An 18,103-nucleotide genomic window follows, 5' to 3' on the forward strand; every position below is an offset into this window, starting at 1 on the left:
ACAACAAGTGTGAGGGGCTAAAACTGCAAACGGCCGTTGCCGGCCGTGTGGACTGGGTTTTAGCCGATCACAAACAAGGGTTGACCGAATTCGACCGGTTGGCCGTTTTCGACCAGGATCTGGGTCACGACGCCGGCTTTATCGGAGTCGATTTCATTCAGCAGCTTCATCGCTTCGATGATGCACAGGGTATCACCTTCCTTGACGGCCGAGCCCACTTCAACATAGGCGGCGCTGCCAGGAGCGGAGGAGCGGTAGAAGGTGCCAACCATCGGCGACTTGACCACATAGCCCGTAGGCTCGGCGGCGACGACTGCGGCCGCCGGCGCAGGCGCGGCTGGTGCGGCTGGCTGGTAGTGGGCTTGCATGCCTTGCGGCTGCATCATGACCATCTGGTTTTGCGGCATGGCCGACGATTTGACGATGCGAACCTTGCTTTCGCCTTCGGTCACTTCCAGCTCTGCGATATCCGATTCGGCGACCAGGTCGATCAAGGTCTTGAGTTTTCGTAGATCCATGTAAAACCCCTAGGAATGTAGTTTGTTTTATGAGTGATGCGGTGATGTCCAGAACCTATCGCCGCGCTAAATACGTGCAGATCGCGTAGATTAACGTTTTTTAAGCGCAAAGTCGATGGCAAGCCGATATCCATCGATACCTAGCCCGCAGATCGTCCCCTGCGCGATCGCGCTGAGAAATGAGTGATGTCGAAACGTTTCGCGTTGATAAATATTCGAGATATGGACTTCCACGAACGGGATGGCGACCCCGGCCAGCGCATCGCGCAAGGCAACGCTGGTATGGGTCAGGCCGCCCGGATTGATGACGATGGCATCGATCCCTTCCGCTCGCGCGGCATGGATGCGGTCGATCAGTGCGCCTTCATGGTTGCTTTGAAAGCAGATCAGGTCGGCACCGGCCGCCATGGCTTGCGCCATTGCTGCCTGCTCGATATCGGCCAAGGTGCTGGCGCCGTAGACCTCAGGCTCGCGCGTTCCCAGCAAATTCAGGTTGGGACCGTTGAGCAGAAGGAGGTTTTTTGCCATGTATGGAAGACCGTTTTAGCGAAAGTTCCGCATTTTGCCGCCAAAGATACGCATTGGCAAGAGAAAAAAGCACGCTCCGAATTTACAATTTATCCAGATCGGTGCGCAACTGATCAAATTTCAAGCGGCCCAGATAGGTCTTTTTGACTTCGCCATCGGCGCCGATCAGCACCGTAAAGGGCAAACCGCCCGTGGCATTACCAAAATGACGCGACAGGTCGGTGCCGCTCATGCCGGACACATACACGGGATAGGCGATCTTGACCTTGCTGGCAAAAGTGGCAATATTGCTGGCTGAATCGATGCCGATACCGATCACCTGCAGGTTTTTCGCCGCATAGTGACCTTGCACTTCGGATAACTCCGGCATTTCTTCCACGCAAGGCGGGCACCACGGCGCCCAGAAATTCACCAGCAAATTCTTGCCTTTCCATTGCGACAAGGCTTGCGTGGCACCCGCCGCATCCGGCAGGGACAGCGCATACAGTTCGTTGACGGGGCCGGTCGCGCCGGGCGCGATGGTGGTCGTCAGCGGGCCCGCTGCTTTCGCTTTTTCCTTGCTCAAGCCCACGTAAGCGCCCATGGCGCCGAACATCAGCGCCACGATGGCGCAGCCGATCCAATTCTTTTTTGTCATAACTTTATCTATATCAATGTTAGTCGGCAGCCGGCACGCCATCGGCGAGGCTGGCGGCCAGCAGGCTGCGCAGCCCCGTGATGTCGGTGCGCAGCACTTTGCCGTCCGCCTTGGCTTTCAGTGCGCCGCGCATATCGTCGAGCTCATACATGGCTGCGTGCACGCCTTCGTTTTTCCACAAGAAACTGGCTGTCTCGACCGCATCATAACGCGCTCCCTTGAAATGCGGGCTTTCCGACATGTCGAGCACGACATTTTTATTCAGCAGGAAGATGTGGATGTCCTTGGCGCTCTCGGCAAACAGCTGCAAATAGATCTCGTCGTGGGGGCCGGCCGTGCCATTGAGCACGGGGCCGCTGAGCAGGGGATGAAATTGTTGCAACGCTTCCATCACTTGCAGCGCGATCGTGCGCAGCTGGAACAGGCGCGCCGGCTGGCTGTCGGCCAGGAACAGGGCATTGTATTGCCGTACCTGTTCCTCGATCATGTCGTTATCGGGCAGTATATTGGCCCGGTTCGGCGCGTCGCCGAGGACTTGCCGCGCCGCCTTGCGCTTGGCGCTGCCATAGTCGGCGCCATCCTGCGCCACGAGGCGCGCGGCAGCGGCGGCGATTTCCTGGCGCAACTGCGCGCTATCGTCAAATGCATCGTTCGTCATGAGCGAGATGATACTCCGAAGCGGAAAAAGTCATGGCGTCAGGTAAAATCCCACACTTGCTCTTTTTTATCTCACCGTCTTACTTACTTAAGCGTGCACCTTCGCACTGATCACATGCATATTCATATTCTCGGCATTTGCGGTACCTTCATGGGCGGCCTGGCCGTGCTGGCCAAGGAAGCCGGCCATAAAGTCACCGGTTGCGATGCCAACGTGTATCCGCCGATGAGCACCCAGCTGGAATCGCAGGGAATCGAACTGATCCAGGGCTTTGATCCCGAACAAACCAAGCTGAACCCGGATTTGTATGTGATTGGCAATGTCGTTTCGCGCGGCAACCCGCTGGTGGAAGAAATCCTCAACCGCAGCCTGCCGTACGTGTCCGGCCCGCAGTGGATCGGCGAACACATCTTGCGCAACAAGTGGGTGCTGGCCGTGGCCGGCACGCATGGCAAGACGACCACCTCGGCCATGCTGGCCTGGATACTTGAAGACGCGGGCTACGCGCCGGGTTTCCTGATCGGCGGCGTGCCGATGAACTTTGGCATTTCCGCCCGCCTCAGCGGCAAGATCGATGGCAAGAGCGCCGATTCGGACTTCTTCGTCATCGAAGCCGATGAATACGATACGGCCTTCTTCGACAAGCGCAGCAAGTTCGTGCATTACCACGCGAAGACGGCCATCATGAATAACCTGGAATACGATCACGCCGACATCTTCCCCGATCTGCACGCGATCGAGACGCAATTCCACCATCTGGTGCGCACGGTGCCTGGCATCGGCCGCCTCGTGTTCAATGGCGACGAAGCGTCGCTGCAGCGCGTGCTGGCGCGTGGTTGCTGGAGTGAAAAGGAAAGTTTTGGTCAAGATGCTAACTGGCAACTGCAAGAGCAGGCCGATGGCAGCTTCGACGTGTTCTTCAATGGCCAGCAGGAAGGCCATGTGGCGTGGGCCCTGACGGGCAAGCACAACCGCAGCAATGCGCTGGCGGCGATTGCCGCCGCGCGCCATGTGGGCGTGCCCATTGCCCAGGCGTGTGCCTCGCTGGCCACGTTCGACAGCGTCAAGCGCCGCATGGAAGTGCGCGGCGTCGTCAACGGCATCACCGTGTACGACGATTTCGCGCATCACCCGACGGCCATTGCCACCACCGTGGGCGGCTTGCGCCAGAAGATTGGTAACGCCGGCCGCATCCTGGCCGTGCTGGAACCGCGTTCGAACACCATGAAGCTGGGCGCCATGAAAGATGCGCTGCCCGGCAGCCTGAAGGATGCGGACTTGGTCTTCGGTTTCGGCAGCCATGCGGCGCTGGGCTGGAGTCTGGGCGACGCGCTGGCGCCGCTGGGCAAGATTGCCAGCGCCTATGAAGACATCGATACCCTGGTGGCCGCCGTGGCGGCTGCCGCCCGTCCCGGCGACCAGATCGTGGTCATGAGCAACGGCGGCTTTGGCGGCGTGCACCAGAAATTGCTGGAGGCCCTGGGCCGATGATTCTGTACCTGCATGGATTCCGCTCGTCGCCCCTGTCGATGAAGTCGCGCCTGCTGGCCGCGCAGATGCAGGCGCTGGGCCGCGAGGCAGAGTGGCTGTGTCCGCAATTGCCGGCCTCGCCCAAGCTGGCCATTGAGCTGGCCCTGTCATTAGTGAAAGACGTGGCGCCGGCCGACCTGACCATCATCGGCTCGTCCTTGGGCGGCTATTACGCCACCTGGCTGGCCGAGCGGCTCGGTTGCCGCGCCGTGCTGCTCAATCCCGCCATCGTGCCGCTGATCGACCTGGAACAGCATGTGGGCGTGACGACCGAGTTCCATTCGGACCAGCCATTCGAGTTCAAGCGCGAGTATATCGACGAACTGCGCGCGTTTGCCGTAGCGAAAATTACTGAGCCGCAACGTTACTTTCTGATTGCCGCCACCGGCGATGAAGTGCTCGACTACCGCGATATGCTGGCGCATTATCAGGGGGCGCAACAGTGCGTCATCGACGGCAGCGACCATGGCATCAGCGAATTTGCCGACTACCTGGCGCCCGTGCTGGCCTTTTGCGGCATCGATGCGGACGCCGCCCAGTGAGGCCGGGTTCGCTGCGCCAGGCGCAATGGCATGCGCACGTGAATGCCGTCAATGCGCCACTGGCCTTGCGCCACTGGCTGACGGGTGGCGGTTCGCTGACGGCCAAGCTGAAAGCGCATAGCCAGACATTTCGCGTGCAATGTTTGCATCAGGAAACGGCACGTTGTCTGAACGATGAGGCGGCCATCATTGGTTTGCACCGCGCGGGCCGGGTATGGGAACGCGAAGTGCTGTTGCGTTGTGATAACAAACCGGCCGTGTTTGGCCATACCGTCGTGCCCATGCAGGCGACGGCCACGGACTGGCCCCTGTTTTCCGCGCTGGGCGAGCGCTCGCTGGGCACGACCCTGTTCGGTGACCGCATGGTACGGCGCGGTGCACTGGAATTTGCGCGCTTGCGCGCCGGCCACCCGCTGGTGCAGCGGGCGCAGGCGGCGCTGGCAAGGGAAGGGCGGCGCGTCGACGAACAGGTGCTGTTTTTTGCCCGCCGCTGCCTGTATCAGCGTCACCAGGGCTTGCTGCTGGTAACCGAAGTATTTTTGCCGGCGGTGCTGGAGTTGACGTCCCTCACTCGCACCGTTACAACCGACACATTAATAAACAAAGCATAACAATGAATCTATTTTTTGAAGAATCCGGCGATTTCAAGGTCGGCACGGTCCTGTCGCAAGCGGGTGAAGCGTATCAAGTGGAAATGGCCAGCGGCAAGCGCACCAAGGTCAAGGTCAAGGATGTGTTGTTGCAGTATGAAAAGCCGGCCCCGGCCGAACTGCTGGAACAAGCCAAGAGCATTGCCGCCGAGATCGACCTCGATTTCCTGTGGGAAGTGGCGGGCGAAGACGAGTTCGGCTTTGCCGAGCTGGGCGCCGAATATTTCGGCCACGCACCGCTGCCGCCGGAAGCGGCCGGCCTGATCCTGGCCTTGCATTCGGCGCCCGTGTATTTCTACAAGAAGGGCCGTGGCCGCTACAAGGCGGCGCCGGAAGCGTCGCTGAAGGCGGCCCTGGCCGGCATCGAAAAGAAAAAGCAGCAGGCGCTGGTGCAGGCAAGCTATGTGGAAGAGCTGAAACAGAACCGCTTGCCCGCCTCGATGCAGCCCATGGTGTTGCAACTGCTGTTCAAGCCGGACAAGAACACGATTGAATACAAGGCGCTGGAAGCGGCGTGCACGGAATTGCACACGACGCCGCCGCGTTTGATGCTGGCTGTCGGCGGTATTGCTTCGCCGAAAGACCTGCACCTGTCGAAATTTCTTTTCGAGAATTTCCCGAAAGGCGCCGGTTTCCCCAGCGTGCCCGTGCCCGCCGTGACGGCCAAGCTGCCGCTGGCCGATGTGGCCGCCTTCTCGATCGACGACGTGACCACCACCGAGATCGACGATGCCTTCTCGGTGCAGCCGCTGCCCGATGGCACCGTGAAAGTGGGTATACACATCGCCGCGCCGGGCCTGGGCATCCGCCCGGAAGACGTGATCGACAAGATGGCGCGCCAGCGCATGTCGACCGTCTACATGCCGGGCGACAAGATCACCATGTTGCCGGACGAAATCGTCAATGCGTTTACCCTGGCGGAAGGCACGACGTGCCCGGCCTTGTCGCTGTATGCCACCCTGGACCCGAAAGCCGACTGGGCGGTCATCAGCACGCAGACGCGCGCCGAGCTGGTGCCGATCGCCAGCAATTTGCGCCACAACCAGCTCGACGACCTGGTCAACGAGGAAACCCTGGCCAGCGGCGAAGGCGAGTACCCGCACAAGGCTGATTTTGCCGTGCTGTGGCAATGGGCGCAGCAGCTGGAGCAGGGCCGCATGAAGAAGCGCGAAGCGTTTGGCCTGAAGCCGGAACAGAACAACCGCGTCGATTTCAACTTTTATGTGGAAAACGATATCGTCACCGTGGCGCGCCGCAAGCGTGGCGCGCCGCTGGACAAGATCGTCGCCGAATTGATGATTTTCGCCAACAGTACCTGGGGCAAGATGCTGCACGACCATGGCGTGCCGGGCATCTACCGCAGCCAGGGCGGCGGCAGCGGCAATAGCTGGGCGGCAAAGATGCAGGTACGCATGGTCACCCATGCGGCGCCGCACCAGGGCCTGGGCGTGGATCAATACGCATGGAGCACATCACCGTTGCGCCGCTACACGGATCTGGTGAACCAGTGGCAAATCATCGCCTGCGCCGAGCATGGCGTGACGGCGCCGCTGGTGGCCCCGTTCAAGCCCCGTGATGCGAATTTGTTCGCCATCGTTTCGGCGTTCGACGCCGCGTATGCCGCGTATGGCGATTTCCAGTCGAACATGGAACGCTACTGGTGCTTGCGCTGGCTGCACCAGGAAAACGCGCGTCAGGTCGATGCCGTCGTCCTGAAAGACGAGATTTTGCGCCTGGTCGACATTCCGCTGGTCATCAAGCTGCCGGGCATGCCATCGGTGGCGCGCGGCGCCCAGGTGAAACTGGACTTGCTGCGCTGGGATGAAGTCGACCTGAGCATTGAAGCGCGCCTGCTGGAAATCGCCGCCGTGCCCGATGCGGCGGCTAACGCCGAGCTCGACTACGAGGAAGAATCGGGCGACGACGGCGCGGAGGAAGTAGCGCCGGAAGCGGCGAACCAGGTCAGCGACGCCGAGGCGGAAGTGGCGGAACTGGTCAGCGAAGACGTGGTCAGCGAGCCCGAGGTCAAGTAAGGCCTCGGTGCGGCCATCAAGGCGGTGCTGAAAACTGTTGCCGGCATCGCCCTTTGACGTAGAATTCAGCCATCTTGTATCTTGTGTTGTAAGGAACTGGGTTGCGCGTGAAGTCTTTCCGAGAGAATCGTTTCCTGATGATTGCCGTGGCGGTATCGCTGCTGGCGCATGGCGCCTTGCTGGCGATGCATTTTGTCGCCCCGGCGCCGCAGCGGGCCGTCGCCACCGACCCCGGCCTGGAAGTGATCCTGGTCAACGCCAAGCATGCGAACAAACCGCTGAAGGCCGATGCTCTGGCGCAAGCCAACCTCGATGGCGGTGGCCAGGCCGACAAGGGCCGCGCCAAGTCGCCCTTGCCCGACATGCGCAAAGTGGAAGAGGGCGACAGCGTCAAGGCCAGCGCCCGGCGCATTGCCGAACTGGAACAAAAACAGCAGGAATTGCTGACACAGGCGGCCAAGCCGACGCCCTACAGCGCCGCGCCCGTCACGGAAAAGGACAAACCGAATCCGCTGGCGTCCGGTTCGGACTTGATGGAAAGCAGCAAGGCCATCGCGCGCATGGCGGCCGAGATCAGCCAGACCGTGGAAGACCAGAATAAACGTCCGCGCAAGACTTTCATTACGCCCAGCACGCAGGAGGTCGGCTATGCCATGTATTACAAGACCCTGCAAAAGCGCATCGAGGAAATCGGCACCCTGAATTTCCCGCAAAAGAATGGCCGCAAGATATATGGCGAACTGGTCGTCTACATCCCCATCTTCCAGGACGGCACGATTTACCAGAAGGAAGGCGGCGCCCGCGTGGAAAAAAGCTCGGGCAACCCAGAGCTGGACGCGGCCGCCCTGGCCATCGTGCGCCGCGCGGCACCGTTCGGCCGTTTCCCACCGAATATGTTGTCAAGTGATAAAGATGACCTGTGGGTCGTCATCACCCGTTTCAAATTTACGCGCGAAGAAAAAATGGAAGCTAACCTGACTGGCGGCAGCAATTGAACAAGCAAGAAATGAATCCCGATCAATATTGCGTCTTCGGCAATCCCATCGCCCACAGCAAGTCCCCCCTGATCCACGCCGCGTTTGCCTTGCAGACGGGCGAGCCCATCGTCTACGATCGCCGGCTGGCGCCGCTCGATGGCTTTGCCCTGGCCGCTCGCACGTTTGCCGCCGAGGGCGGCAAGGGCGCGAACGTGACGGTGCCCTTCAAACTCGATGCGTGTGCGCTGGCCACCGTCCTGACGCCGCGCGCGCAAGCGGCCGGCGCCGTCAATACCCTGCGTTTCGATGGCGCCACCATTCTTGGCGACAATACCGATGGCGCGGGCCTGGTGGCCGACATCATGCGCAACGCAGGTGTGGCCATCGCCGGCAAGCGCGTCCTGCTGCTGGGCGCGGGCGGCGCGGCGCGCGGCGTGGTGCTGCCCTTGCTGGAACAGGGACCGCAGGAAATTTTTATTGCCAACCGCACCGTGGCCACGGCCGAGGCGCTGGTGGCGCAGTTTGCGGACGCGGCGCGTCACGCTGCCCAGCTGCGCGCCGGCGGCTACACGCAGCCCGACGGCGTATTCGATATCGTCATCAATGCCACCTCGGCCAGCCTGGCGGGCGACTTGCCGCCCGTGCCAGCGGGTATCTTCGGCAGCCACACGCTGGCGCTGGACATGATGTATGGCGCCCAGCCCACCGTCTTCATGGACTTTGCCGCCCAGCATGGCGCGCAGGTGCGCGACGGCCTGGGCATGCTGGTGGAGCAGGCGGCCGAAGCGTTTGACGTGTGGCGCGGCGTGCGGCCGCGGACGCAGGACTTGCTGGCGCAATTGCGGGGCAGCCTGTGAGCGGCGGCAAGAAGGGCGCGCGCAAAGGTGGTGGCGGCCGCCGCTACGGCTGGATCAAGTGGCTGTTCATCGTGCCCGTGCTGGCCTTTATCGTCGTGCAACTGTATTTCTTCCTGCAAATCTGGTGGTGGGTCGACCACAACCCGTCCAGCACGGCTTTCATGCGCGAACAGTTGTCCGTCTTGCAGGACAAGAATCCGAATGCGACCATCCAGCAGACGTGGGTGCCATACAACCGCATCTCGAACAATCTGAAACGGGCCATCATCGCCTCGGAAGACGCGAATTTTTCCGAGCACGAAGGCGTGGACTGGGAAGCCTTGCAAAAGGCTTATGAGAAAAATAGCAAAAAACAAAAGGTTGTGGCGGGCGGTTCGACCATCACGCAGCAACTGGCGAAGAATCTGTTCCTGTCCGGTTCGCGCAGCTATGTGCGCAAGGGCCAGGAACTGATCATCACGTACATGCTGGAAAGCCTGATGGAGAAGCAGCGCATCTTTGAAATCTATTTGAACGTGGTGGAATTTGGCACGGGTATCTTCGGCGCCGAAGCGGCCGCGCGCCACTATTACCATGTCAGCGCGGCGGGCTTGAGCGCGGCGCAGGCGGCGAAACTGGCCGTGATGCTGCCAAATCCCCGCTTTTATGACCGTCACCGCGATACGGGCTATCTGAACCGGCGCACCAGTGTCATCCTGCGCCGCATGGGGGCGGCGGAATTGCCTTGATGGCAGCCGGCTTTATTTGCATAAAATCAAAGCTGCCTGATTGGCACTATTGCGGCGCAGCATCTTAATCGTCTCCCTTGGTGCAACGCCGTACTTTTTCCGTGAAAAAGCGGTGCCGGGGGTGGTCGTGAAAAGGCCTTTGCGGGTACACTTGCGCTGTTTTCATTTTTGGCGCCAGCGCCAGCACATCACGATAACCCCACATCCGGCTGAGAGCGCGCATGATCAATGTCTTTGTATTACAGAATGGCCGGCTCAACCAGGTGCCGATCGACAGCCGCGCAGACCTCGAAAATGCCGAACCGGTGTGGGTCGACCTGACCGACCCCACCGATGATGAACGGGCCTGGGTCAAGGCCATCTACAACGTCACGCTGCCGGGCGAGGACGAAGTCAAGGATATTGAAGCGTCGGCCCGCTATTACGAAGCGGAAAATGGCGACTTGCATCTGCGCACCGACTTCCTGCGTGAAGAAGACGACGGTCCTTCGCGCGTCATCACCGTGGCCTTCATCCTGGCGCGCAAGATCCTGTTTTCCATGCATACGGACGACCTGCCCGTGTTCCGCCTGGTGCGCATGCGCGCCCGCTCGCGGCCAGGCTCGATCGCCGACTACATGGACGTGCTGCTCGACCTGTACGCCACCGATGCCGAATATTCGGCCGACGTGCTCGAAGGCATCTACCAGAACCTGGAAGAAGTCAGCACGCGCGTGCTGCAAAAGGAATTTACCGATGCGCACGCGGCCGAAGCGCTGAACGCGATTGCCCACGAAGAAGATTTGAATGGCCGTATCCGCCGCAACATGATGGATACGCGCCGCGCCGTGAGCTTTTTGATGCGCGGCCGCTTGCTCAATTCCGAGCAGTTCGAGGAAGCGCGGCAGATTTTGCGCGACATCGAATCGCTGGACGGCCATACCTCTTTCCTGTTCGACAAGATCAACTTCCTGATGGATGCCACCGTCGGTTTCATCAACATCAACCAGAACAAGATCATCAAGATCTTCTCGGTGGCCAGCGTGGCCTTCCTGCCGCCGACGCTGATCGCCAGCGTGTACGGCATGAACTTCAAGCTGATGCCGGAACTGGAATGGTCGTTCGGTTATCCTTGGGCCTGGGGCTTGATGATCACCAGCGCCATCGCACCGTTCCTGTACTTCCGCCACCGTGGCTGGCTGAAGTAAACCGCATCGCCGGGGCGCGTCCGCGTCCCGGTTTCAAGGCAAGCGCAGCAATTTCAAAAATCAGCGATAATCATTGGTATTGCGTGGTATTGAATTGGTATCTACGTTGTCTGTGTTAAGCCAGTCTTTCCCCCGTAGTCTGCCTTTTGCAGAAAAGTATCGTCATTCAGACGTTTTCTGCGTGGCAGCGTCCGCCTGTTCCACCTATGATCGTTGCGAAGCCGGCCTTGTTGGCCAGCTGCCGCATTTCCCGTCACCGTTGTCTTCTGGAGAGTCCATGCCTGATACCGCCACCACCCCACCGCGCTTTACCCATCTGATCAGCGACTGCGATGGCGTGCTGATCGACAGCGAAGCCGTGGCCCTGCAAGCGCTGCTGGAATTGCTGGCACCGCGCCTGCCGAACCTGCCCCAGGGTGTCACCGTGCAAGGCTTGATCGAGCCGCGCCTGGGCCAGCGCCTGGTGCCGCTGATGCAGGATATCTACAAGGAACTGGGACTGCCGCAATTGCCGGCCGACGAGATCATGGCCATCGGCAACGCCGTCGATGCGGCCTGCGATGCGCAATTGCGCGCCGTACCGGGCGTGGCGCAGGCGCTGGCCGCCATTGCGCTGCCCAAGGCCGTGGCCTCGAACAGCGTCAGCGCGCGCGTGTTGTCGGCGCTTGAGCGCACTGGCATGGCGCCGCTGTTCGACAAGCGCGTCTTCACGCCGGACCTGGTCGGCCATGCCAAGCCGCATCCGGGCGTGTACCTGGCGGCAGCGGCCGCGTTTGGCGTGCCGCCGGGTCAGTGTCTGGTGCTGGAAGACAGCGTCACGGGCGTGACGGCCGCCGTGGCGGCGGGCATGACGGTATTGGGATTCATCGGCGGCGGGCATATCGCCGCCGGCCAGGAAGATAGGTTGAAAGCGGCCGGCGCGCATGTCGTGTTCAGCGACATGGCCAGCCTGCCGGCGCTGGTGGCCGCGGTGATGGATACCGCGACCGTCTGACTGTGCTTATGCTAATTTAGCAAACACCTTGCGCGCGGCGTCGATGGTGGCGTCGATGACGGCATCATCGTGCTGTGCCGAGACGAAGCCCGCCTCGAAGGCGGCGGGCGCGAAGTACACGCCTTCGTCCAGCATGGCGTGGAAGAAGGCGTTGAACTTGCTGCGGTCGCCCGCCATCATTTCCGCGTAACTGGTCGGTGGGGTGGCGCTGAAATAGATGCCGAACATGCCGCCGATGTAGTCGGCGCAGAAGACCACGCCCGCGTCCTTCGCCGCGCTTGTCAAGCCTTCGGCCAGGCGCTTGGCCGTGGCGCCCAGCTGCTCGTAGAAGCCCGGTTGCTGGATCAGTTTCAAGGTGGCCATGCCGGCCGCCACGGCGACCGGGTTGCCGGACAAGGTGCCGGCCTGGTAGACGGCGCCCAGCGGCGCCATGTGGTGCATCAGCGCCGCGCTGCCGCCGAAGGCCGCCACCGGCATGCCGCCGCCGATCACCTTGCCCAGCGCGGTGAGGTCGGGCTTGATGCCGTACAGCGCTTGCGCGCCGCCCAGGGCCACGCGCAAGCCGCACATGACTTCATCGAAAATGAGCAGGGCGCCGTGCTGCGTGCACAGCTCGCGCATCGCTTGCAGGAATTGCGGCGTGGCTTTCACCAGGTTCATGTTGCCGGCCACCGGTTCGACGATGACGCAGGCGATTTCCGCGCCGAAGCTGTCGAAGGCGTCCTTCAGCTGCTCCACGTTGTTATAGTCGAGCACCAGGGTGTGCTTGACGAAATCTTCGGGCACGCCGGCCGACGTCGGGTTGCCGAAGGTGAGCAGGCCGCTGCCCGCTTTCACCAGCAGCGAGTCGGCGTGGCCGTGGTAGCAGCCTTCGAACTTGACGATCTTGTCGCGTCCCGTGGCGCCGCGCGCCAGGCGCAGGGCGCTCATGGTCGCTTCCGTGCCCGACGACACCAGGCGTACCTGCTCGATTGATGGCACCAGACGCGTGATTTCCTCGGCCATCAGCACTTCGCCTTCGGTCGGCGCGCCGAACGACAGGCCCAGCGCGGCCGCATCCTGCACCGCTTTCACCACTTCCGGGTGGGCGTGGCCGACGATGGCCGGGCCCCAGGAGCCGATGTAGTCGATATAGCGTTTGCCGTCCGCATCCCAGAAGTACGGGCCTTCGGCGCGCGTGATGAAGCGCGGCGTGCCGCCGACGGAGCGGAAGGCGCGCACGGGCGAATTGACGCCGCCTGGCGTGGTTTTTTGTGCGCGGGCAAACAGGATGTCGTTCTGTGAAGTCGTCGTCATGATAATCGTGCCTTGAGAGTGGATCGTTGTCTGTGTTGTCTGTGTTTGTCTGGACGGGATTATTGGGCGCCGCGCTGGCGCTGCTGCCGGAACAACCGGTTCGGCACCAGCTTGCCCATGCCGTGGCGCTGCGCGTGGGCCAGCGCGCCGGTGGTAAATTCCTGCGCCGCCACGACGACCTGCGGCACATCGTCTTCGTTTTCCGCCAGGGCCAGCAGGGCGGTGGCGGCCGCCGACAGGGTGCTGCCGGCGCCGTTGAAGATGCCTGGCAGGTGCTGCCATTCGTCGTGGCGCACCACGCCGTCCTCGCCGAACAGGGTATTGGCGCGCAACTTGCCTTCGCCCGTGCCGGACTTGCTGGCGTCGGCCGGCATGCCGGTGACGAGCACGTATTCGCAGCCCAGGGCCACCAGGTAATCGACGTCGTTTTGCAGGGTGTCGTCCGGATCGGCGTCGCGCCAGGTCTCGGCCAGGCGCTCCAGCTCCACCGGCGAGAGCACCAGCAAGGTCGTTTGCGGGATCAGCAGCTGGCGCACGGCGGTGAGGATGTCTTCGTCGTCCATGCCCTGTTCCGGCAGCGCCGAAATGAAGGGATCGAGGATCAGCGGCACGTTCGGATAGTCGGAGACGATTTCGGCGATGGCCGTGACGTTTTCCACGCTGCCCAGCGCGCCGATCTTGATGGCCGAGACGGACATGTCTTCCAGCAGCACGCGCGCCTGGTCGGAAACCCAGTCCGGGTCGACCGCCTGCACGTCTTCCACGCGCGCCGTATCGCTGATCAAGAGGCCCGTGGTGACCGACAGGCCATGGCAGCCGAAGGCTGAAAATGTGGCCAGGTCGGCCTGGATGCCGATCGCACCGACCGGATCGGACACGCCGAAGCTTAATATGAGGGGAGAAGTTTGGTTTTGCACGGCGGGTAGATTAAGATACCTAATTCAGCATTTTACTTGATTGAAGGGTGGCAGAACGTGAGTAGCAACGAAACAACGCAGCAATTCCAAACGTGGATGTGTCTCATTTGCGGCTGGGTTTATGATGAAGCGGCCGGTCTGCCCGACGAAGACATCGCTCCCGGCACGCGTTGGGCCGATGTTCCGATGAACTGGACCTGTCCTGAATGCGGTGCGCGCAAGGATGATTTCGAGATGGTGGCGCTGTAATTCATCGAGTTCCCCGGGATGGTGCTGCCGCACGCAGTATCGCGGCAGCCTGTGCTATGGTATGAAAGATTGTCGAATAATCACATGACGCGTCCCTTTTTGCCCGAGATGCCGTCCGAGGCCGCGTGCGCCAGTGCCACGATCCTCGTCATCGACGACAGCGCGACGATACGCAGCGCGGCCGCGAACATCCTGGGCGAGGCCGGTTATCGCGTGGTGGTGGCGGAAAACGGCTTCGAGGCCCTGGCCAAGATCGCCGATTGCCAGCCGGCGCTGATCGTGTGCGACATCGTGATGCCGCGCCTGGACGGCTACCGCACCTGTGCGCTGATCAAGGCCAGCGCGGCGCATCACGCCACGCCGGTGCTGATGCTGTCGTCGAAGGAGGGCTTGTTCGACCGCGCGCGCGGCGCCATGGCAGGCGCCAGCGCCTGCCTGGTCAAGCCGCTGGCGCGCGAGGCGCTGCTGGAGGCCGTGCGGCTGCACCTGGCCAGGCATTTTGAGTAAGAGCCTATTCTAAGTGGTTTATTGATTGACAACGCAGCAAGGAAGCAGATGGCCATACACACAATTCTGATCGTCGATGACTCGCCGACAGAACGCTACTACCTGAGCGAGATGCTGGTGCGTGCCGGTTATGCCGTCTTTACGGCGCAGGACGGCGCCGACGCGCTGGCGCAACTGAAGCAGGCCAGGCCCGACCTGATCCTGATGGATGTGGTGATGCCCGGTGCGAATGGCTTCCAGATCACGCGCGCGATTGCGCGCGATCCCGAACTGCAGGACGTGCCGGTGATTATCTGCTCCAGCAAGAGCCAGGAAACGGACCGCATCTGGGGCTTGCGCCAGGGCGCGCGCGATTATCTGGTCAAGCCGGTGGTCGAAGCCGAGCTGCTGGCCAAGATCGCCGCGCTTTCCTGAGAATGTACACGATGTCAGGGAACGGCGAGTCCACCGCGGCCTTTTCGCCTGCCGCTGCCGCCATGCCATCCTTCGAGACGGGCGCGCGGCAGGGGCGCTTGCGCCAGTATCAGCTGCAATTGATCGAGCGGATACAGGCCGCGCGCAGCGGCGCGCTGGCAGCGCGCAAGGAATTGGGCGTGATGCTTGGTGGCCGGCCGTGCCTGCTCGACCTGACGCAGCTCGGTGAAATCGTCATCGCCGCCGGGGTGCAGATCCAGGGCGTGCCGCTGGCGCAGGACTGGTACCTGGGCCTGGCGGCCATGCGCGGACGCCTGACGGGGGTCGTCGACCTGGCCCGCTACATGGGCGAGCCGGCCTGCACGCCTGGCAATCACTGCCGCATCATCACGTTTTCTCCCCGCCTGGGTCTCAATTGCGCTGTGCTGGTCGAACGCGTGCTGGGCTTGCGCCAGCTGCGCACGATGCAGCCCGTATCCGTGCCGGATGCGCCGCCGTCCTGGGCGGCGCAGGCGCTGCGCGACAGCGAAGGGCAGCAGTGGCTGCGCCTGGACCTGGCGCAGCTGGCGCAGGCGGAGCGCTTCCTCGACGCCGGCTTTGGCGGGCTATTCGACCACAAGGATATTTGCTGATGGGTGCCAATTCTCCTATCCTGGCGGCCGGCATGCCCGAAGCGGAGCATGCTGCCGGCGAGCCGGCAGCGGCGGCCGACCTGCCGCTGCGCCTGCGCGACGCGCTGGGGCGGCGCAAGTCGCTGGCCAAGGCACCCGTCAGCGACTTGAAGCTGCCGCTGATCGGCCATTTGCCGCTGCAAAAGCAGCTGAGCATCCTCTCGACGGTGATGGCCCTGAGCCTGGCCGCCAGCCTGCTGTTCGTCGGCCTCAACACGCGCAGCGGCAATATCGCTTCGGCGCAGACGCAGCTGGCCAGCGACGCGCTGATGCATTCGCAGCGCATCGGCAAGGCCGCGCCGAACGCCGTGCAAGGCAATCCGGAAGCCTTCCGCCAGCTTGAGGAAAGCCGCAATGAACTGAACCAGGATTTCCGCCTGATGCTGCGCGGCGGGACGTATCACGGCCGCGATATCGGCGAGTCGCGTTCCGGCCTGCTGGCGGCGGTGGCCGACGCGCGCAAGAAGTGGGCCAGCAGCGACCGCGCGGCCAGTACCATCTTGCGCCTGAAAACCGAGCTGGGCGAATTCGACAAGACCTTGCAGCAATTGAACGCGCTGTCGCCGGCGCTGCTGGCGCAAACGGAGGAAGTCGCGGCACTCAAGGTGCAGCGCGGCGGCAACGCGCGCGACCTGGCCGTCATCGGCCGCCTGATGATGCTGAGCCAGCGCATGAGCCGCAGTGCCAGCGAGTTCCTGTCGTCGGGCAGCATCAGCTCGGAAACGGCGTTTTCGCTGGGGCGCGACACGACGTATTTCCGCACCGCCGTCGAAGGCCTGCTCAATGGCAGCGTGTCGCTGCAACTGGCGCCCACGCGCGACGCCGAACTGCGCGACCGGCTGGTGGCGCTGAAAGCCAGTTTCGATAATTACCAGAAGCTGGTGTCGTCGATACTCGACCGCCTGGATAAATTCAGTGCCGCGAAAAGCGCCGAACAGCTGATCTTCAACGAGAACGAAGACCTGCGCCAGCGTTTGACCCTGCTGCAGCAGATGTACCACGTGAACCAGGAAACGCTGGGCATCGCCTTCTGGATGATGGTCGGCGGCGTGTTGCTGACCCTGATCGCGGCGGCCGGCATCGGCCGCGTGCTGCTGCAGGACTCCGTCAACCGCACGCGCGACGCCGAGCGGCGGCGCCAGGAAGCGGAAATCCTGCGCCTGCTGTCGCAGGGAAAAGAGGAAGAGGCGAAGGCCAGGAATGAGCAGAACCAGGCGGCCATCCTGCGCCTGATGAACGAATTGCAGAAGGTCGCCGATGGCGACCTGACGGTGCAGGCCACCGTGTCGGAAGACATCACTGGCGCCATCGCCGATTCCGTCAACTACACGGTCGAGGAATTGCGCGGCCTGGTGGGGCGGGTGACGGCGACGGCCGAACAGGTCAACCGCGCCTCGACGCAGGCGCAAAGCATCTCCAGCAAGCTGCTGATCGCGTCGCAGCAGCAGTCGCGCGAAATCCAGGGCGTCAGCGCCACCGTGGTCAAGATGGCCAATGCGATTACCGACGTGTCGAAGTCGGCCAGCGTCTCGGCCGACGTGGCGCGCCAGTCGGTGGCGGCGGCGCAGCAGGGTTCGACGGCGGTGGAAAACGCCATCAAGGGCATGCATGAAATCCGCGAGCAGATCCAGGATACCTCCAAGCGCATCAAGCGCCTGGGCGAATCGTCGCAGGAAATCGGCGAAATCACCGAGCTCATTTCCGACATCACCGAGCAGACCAACGTGCTGGCGCTGAACGCCGCCATCCAGGCCGCGTCGGCCGGCGAAGCGGGGCGCGGCTTTTCCGTCGTCGCCGAGGAAGTGCAGCGCCTGGCCGAACGCTCGGCCGCCGCCGCCAAGCAGATCGGCGCGCTGGTGCGCACCATCCAGGCCGATACCCAGGACGCCACCCGCGCGATGGAAAAATCCACGCACGGCGTGGTCGAGGGCGCACGCCTGTCCGACGCGGCCGGCGCGGCCTTGAACGACATCAGCCAGGTGTCGAAACACCTGGCCGAACTGATTCAGGGCATCTCGTTTGCCACCGGCACGCAGGCCGGTTCGGCCAGCGGCGTGGCCTTGAATATCCAGCATATCCTGAGCGTGACGGAGCAGACCCAGGATGGCACGCAGCAAACGGCGCAGTCGATCCACAAGTTGTCGATGCTGGCGCAGGAACTGAAAAACTCGGTGTCGCGCTTCCGCGTCGCCGCCTGAACGCCGCGCCAG

The 18,103-nt window shown here is 62.4% G+C and carries 20 protein-coding genes; 14 read left to right on the forward strand and 6 right to left on the reverse strand.

Going from position 1 to position 18,103, the window contains the following annotated elements:
• Positions 1-59 precede the first annotated feature (59 nt).
• The 4 genes from accB to KY494_RS21900 form a co-directional block, all read right to left on the reverse strand.
• A complete protein-coding gene (gene accB / locus KY494_RS21885; protein ID WP_096237829.1) occupies positions 60-518 on the reverse strand; it encodes an acetyl-CoA carboxylase biotin carboxyl carrier protein in 459 nt (152 codons plus the stop codon).
• Between the two features lie 90 nt (positions 519-608).
• A complete protein-coding gene (gene aroQ / locus KY494_RS21890; RefSeq protein WP_071075522.1) occupies positions 609-1,046 on the reverse strand; it encodes a type II 3-dehydroquinate dehydratase in 438 nt (145 codons plus the stop codon).
• Positions 1,047-1,128: 82 nt separating this feature from the next.
• Positions 1,129-1,683 carry a TlpA disulfide reductase family protein gene (locus KY494_RS21895; protein WP_219888229.1) on the reverse strand — a complete coding sequence of 185 codons (555 nt, stop codon included), beginning with the start codon at positions 1,681-1,683 and terminating at the stop codon, positions 1,129-1,131.
• A gap of 19 nt (positions 1,684-1,702) precedes the next feature.
• Positions 1,703-2,341 carry a hypothetical protein gene (locus KY494_RS21900; RefSeq protein WP_219888230.1) on the reverse strand — a complete coding sequence of 213 codons (639 nt, stop codon included), beginning with the start codon at positions 2,339-2,341 and terminating at the stop codon, positions 1,703-1,705.
• A gap of 150 nt (positions 2,342-2,491) precedes the next feature.
• Here KY494_RS21900 and mpl point away from each other — a divergent pair, with 150 nt between their 5' ends.
• From mpl to KY494_RS21945, 9 genes are all read left to right on the forward strand, one after another.
• The gene (gene mpl, locus KY494_RS21905; RefSeq protein ID WP_258194968.1) at positions 2,492-3,832 is read left to right on the forward strand and encodes a UDP-N-acetylmuramate:L-alanyl-gamma-D-glutamyl-meso-diaminopimelate ligase; all 1,341 of its coding nucleotides are present in this window, start codon (positions 2,492-2,494) and stop codon (positions 3,830-3,832) included.
• Positions 3,829-4,413: a YqiA/YcfP family alpha/beta fold hydrolase gene (locus KY494_RS21910; protein WP_219888231.1), complete on the forward strand. Its 585-nt coding sequence runs from the start codon at positions 3,829-3,831 to the stop codon at positions 4,411-4,413. Before mpl ends, KY494_RS21910 begins: the two co-directional genes overlap by 4 nt.
• Positions 4,410-5,024 carry a chorismate lyase gene (locus tag KY494_RS21915; RefSeq protein WP_219888232.1) on the forward strand — a complete coding sequence of 205 codons (615 nt, stop codon included), beginning with the start codon at positions 4,410-4,412 and terminating at the stop codon, positions 5,022-5,024. The genes KY494_RS21910 and KY494_RS21915 overlap by 4 nt, the downstream gene beginning before the upstream one ends.
• Before the next feature lie 2 nt (positions 5,025-5,026).
• The gene (locus tag KY494_RS21920; protein ID WP_219132762.1) at positions 5,027-7,096 is read left to right on the forward strand and encodes a ribonuclease catalytic domain-containing protein; all 2,070 of its coding nucleotides are present in this window, start codon (positions 5,027-5,029) and stop codon (positions 7,094-7,096) included.
• Positions 7,097-7,233: 137 nt separating this feature from the next.
• A complete protein-coding gene (locus tag KY494_RS21925; RefSeq protein WP_219132949.1) occupies positions 7,234-8,091 on the forward strand; it encodes an energy transducer TonB in 858 nt (285 codons plus the stop codon).
• A gap of 11 nt (positions 8,092-8,102) precedes the next feature.
• Entirely contained in the window at positions 8,103-8,930 is an 828-nt protein-coding gene (gene aroE, locus KY494_RS21930) for a shikimate dehydrogenase (protein ID WP_219891692.1), read from the forward strand.
• On the forward strand, positions 8,912-9,658 hold the full coding sequence (gene mtgA / locus KY494_RS21935; RefSeq protein WP_375143492.1) for a monofunctional biosynthetic peptidoglycan transglycosylase: 747 nt from the start codon (positions 8,912-8,914) through the stop codon (positions 9,656-9,658). The genes aroE and mtgA overlap by 19 nt, the downstream gene beginning before the upstream one ends.
• Positions 9,659-9,879: 221 nt before the next feature.
• Positions 9,880-10,845 (forward strand): magnesium/cobalt transporter CorA, encoded by a 966-nt coding sequence (corA, locus tag KY494_RS21940; protein ID WP_034746658.1) that lies wholly within the window; start codon positions 9,880-9,882, stop codon positions 10,843-10,845.
• Between the two features lie 277 nt (positions 10,846-11,122).
• Entirely contained in the window at positions 11,123-11,839 is a 717-nt protein-coding gene (locus KY494_RS21945) for an HAD family phosphatase (protein ID WP_219888233.1), read from the forward strand.
• Positions 11,840-11,845: 6 nt separating this feature from the next.
• Here the strand turns inward: KY494_RS21945 and hemL are convergent, their stop codons facing one another.
• Positions 11,846-13,135 (reverse strand): glutamate-1-semialdehyde 2,1-aminomutase, encoded by a 1,290-nt coding sequence (hemL, locus tag KY494_RS21950; RefSeq protein ID WP_219888234.1) that lies wholly within the window; start codon positions 13,133-13,135, stop codon positions 11,846-11,848.
• Between the two features lie 59 nt (positions 13,136-13,194).
• Positions 13,195-14,052 (reverse strand): hydroxymethylpyrimidine/phosphomethylpyrimidine kinase, encoded by an 858-nt coding sequence (locus KY494_RS21955; protein WP_219132765.1) that lies wholly within the window; start codon positions 14,050-14,052, stop codon positions 13,195-13,197.
• 96 nt (positions 14,053-14,148) lie between these two features.
• Between KY494_RS21955 and KY494_RS21960 the strand changes: the two genes are divergently transcribed.
• The 5 genes from KY494_RS21960 (at position 14,149) to KY494_RS21980 (ending at position 18,091) form a co-directional block, all read left to right on the forward strand.
• A complete protein-coding gene (locus tag KY494_RS21960; protein WP_010401308.1) occupies positions 14,149-14,301 on the forward strand; it encodes a rubredoxin in 153 nt (50 codons plus the stop codon).
• An 84-nt stretch (positions 14,302-14,385) separates the two neighbouring features.
• Entirely contained in the window at positions 14,386-14,808 is a 423-nt protein-coding gene (locus KY494_RS21965; RefSeq protein ID WP_306823172.1) for a response regulator, read from the forward strand.
• A gap of 48 nt (positions 14,809-14,856) precedes the next feature.
• Positions 14,857-15,222: a response regulator transcription factor gene (locus KY494_RS21970; protein WP_219132766.1), complete on the forward strand. Its 366-nt coding sequence runs from the start codon at positions 14,857-14,859 to the stop codon at positions 15,220-15,222.
• Positions 15,223-15,233: 11 nt separating this feature from the next.
• A complete protein-coding gene (locus KY494_RS21975; RefSeq protein ID WP_306823173.1) occupies positions 15,234-15,854 on the forward strand; it encodes a chemotaxis protein CheW in 621 nt (206 codons plus the stop codon).
• Positions 15,854-18,091: a methyl-accepting chemotaxis protein gene (locus tag KY494_RS21980; protein WP_219888235.1), complete on the forward strand. Its 2,238-nt coding sequence runs from the start codon at positions 15,854-15,856 to the stop codon at positions 18,089-18,091. The genes KY494_RS21975 and KY494_RS21980 overlap by 1 nt, the downstream gene beginning before the upstream one ends.
• Positions 18,092-18,103: the final 12 nt, after the last annotated feature.

Origin of the sequence: Janthinobacterium sp. PAMC25594 (assembly GCF_019443505.1) — a bacterium.
Classification (GTDB): Bacteria; Pseudomonadota; Gammaproteobacteria; order Burkholderiales; family Burkholderiaceae_D; genus Janthinobacterium.

Bases quoted from the DNA above. Each gene is read 5' to 3' on its own strand.
- corA (WP_034746658.1), top strand. From the start codon at position 9,880: ATGATCAATGTCTTTGTATTACAGAATGGCCGGCTCAACCAGGTGCCG.
- KY494_RS21975 (WP_306823173.1), top strand. From the start codon at position 15,234: ATGTCAGGGAACGGCGAGTCCACCGCGGCCTTTTCGCCTGCCGCTGCC.
- KY494_RS21920 (WP_219132762.1), top strand. From the start codon at position 5,027: ATGAATCTATTTTTTGAAGAATCCGGCGATTTCAAGGTCGGCACGGTC.
- KY494_RS21980 (WP_219888235.1), top strand. From the start codon at position 15,854: ATGGGTGCCAATTCTCCTATCCTGGCGGCCGGCATGCCCGAAGCGGAG.
- KY494_RS21910 (WP_219888231.1), top strand. From the start codon at position 3,829: ATGATTCTGTACCTGCATGGATTCCGCTCGTCGCCCCTGTCGATGAAG.
- hemL (WP_219888234.1), bottom strand. From the start codon at position 13,135: ATGACGACGACTTCACAGAACGACATCCTGTTTGCCCGCGCACAAAAA.
- KY494_RS21895 (WP_219888229.1), bottom strand. From the start codon at position 1,683: ATGACAAAAAAGAATTGGATCGGCTGCGCCATCGTGGCGCTGATGTTC.
- KY494_RS21945 (WP_219888233.1), top strand. From the start codon at position 11,123: ATGCCTGATACCGCCACCACCCCACCGCGCTTTACCCATCTGATCAGC.
- KY494_RS21970 (WP_219132766.1), top strand. From the start codon at position 14,857: ATGGCCATACACACAATTCTGATCGTCGATGACTCGCCGACAGAACGC.
- aroE (WP_219891692.1), top strand. From the start codon at position 8,103: ATGAATCCCGATCAATATTGCGTCTTCGGCAATCCCATCGCCCACAGC.
- aroQ (WP_071075522.1), bottom strand. From the start codon at position 1,046: ATGGCAAAAAACCTCCTTCTGCTCAACGGTCCCAACCTGAATTTGCTG.
- mpl (WP_258194968.1), top strand. From the start codon at position 2,492: ATGGGCGGCCTGGCCGTGCTGGCCAAGGAAGCCGGCCATAAAGTCACC.
- KY494_RS21960 (WP_010401308.1), top strand. From the start codon at position 14,149: ATGTGTCTCATTTGCGGCTGGGTTTATGATGAAGCGGCCGGTCTGCCC.
- KY494_RS21965 (WP_306823172.1), top strand. From the start codon at position 14,386: ATGACGCGTCCCTTTTTGCCCGAGATGCCGTCCGAGGCCGCGTGCGCC.
- accB (WP_096237829.1), bottom strand. From the start codon at position 518: ATGGATCTACGAAAACTCAAGACCTTGATCGACCTGGTCGCCGAATCG.
- KY494_RS21900 (WP_219888230.1), bottom strand. From the start codon at position 2,341: ATGACGAACGATGCATTTGACGATAGCGCGCAGTTGCGCCAGGAAATC.
- KY494_RS21925 (WP_219132949.1), top strand. From the start codon at position 7,234: ATGATTGCCGTGGCGGTATCGCTGCTGGCGCATGGCGCCTTGCTGGCG.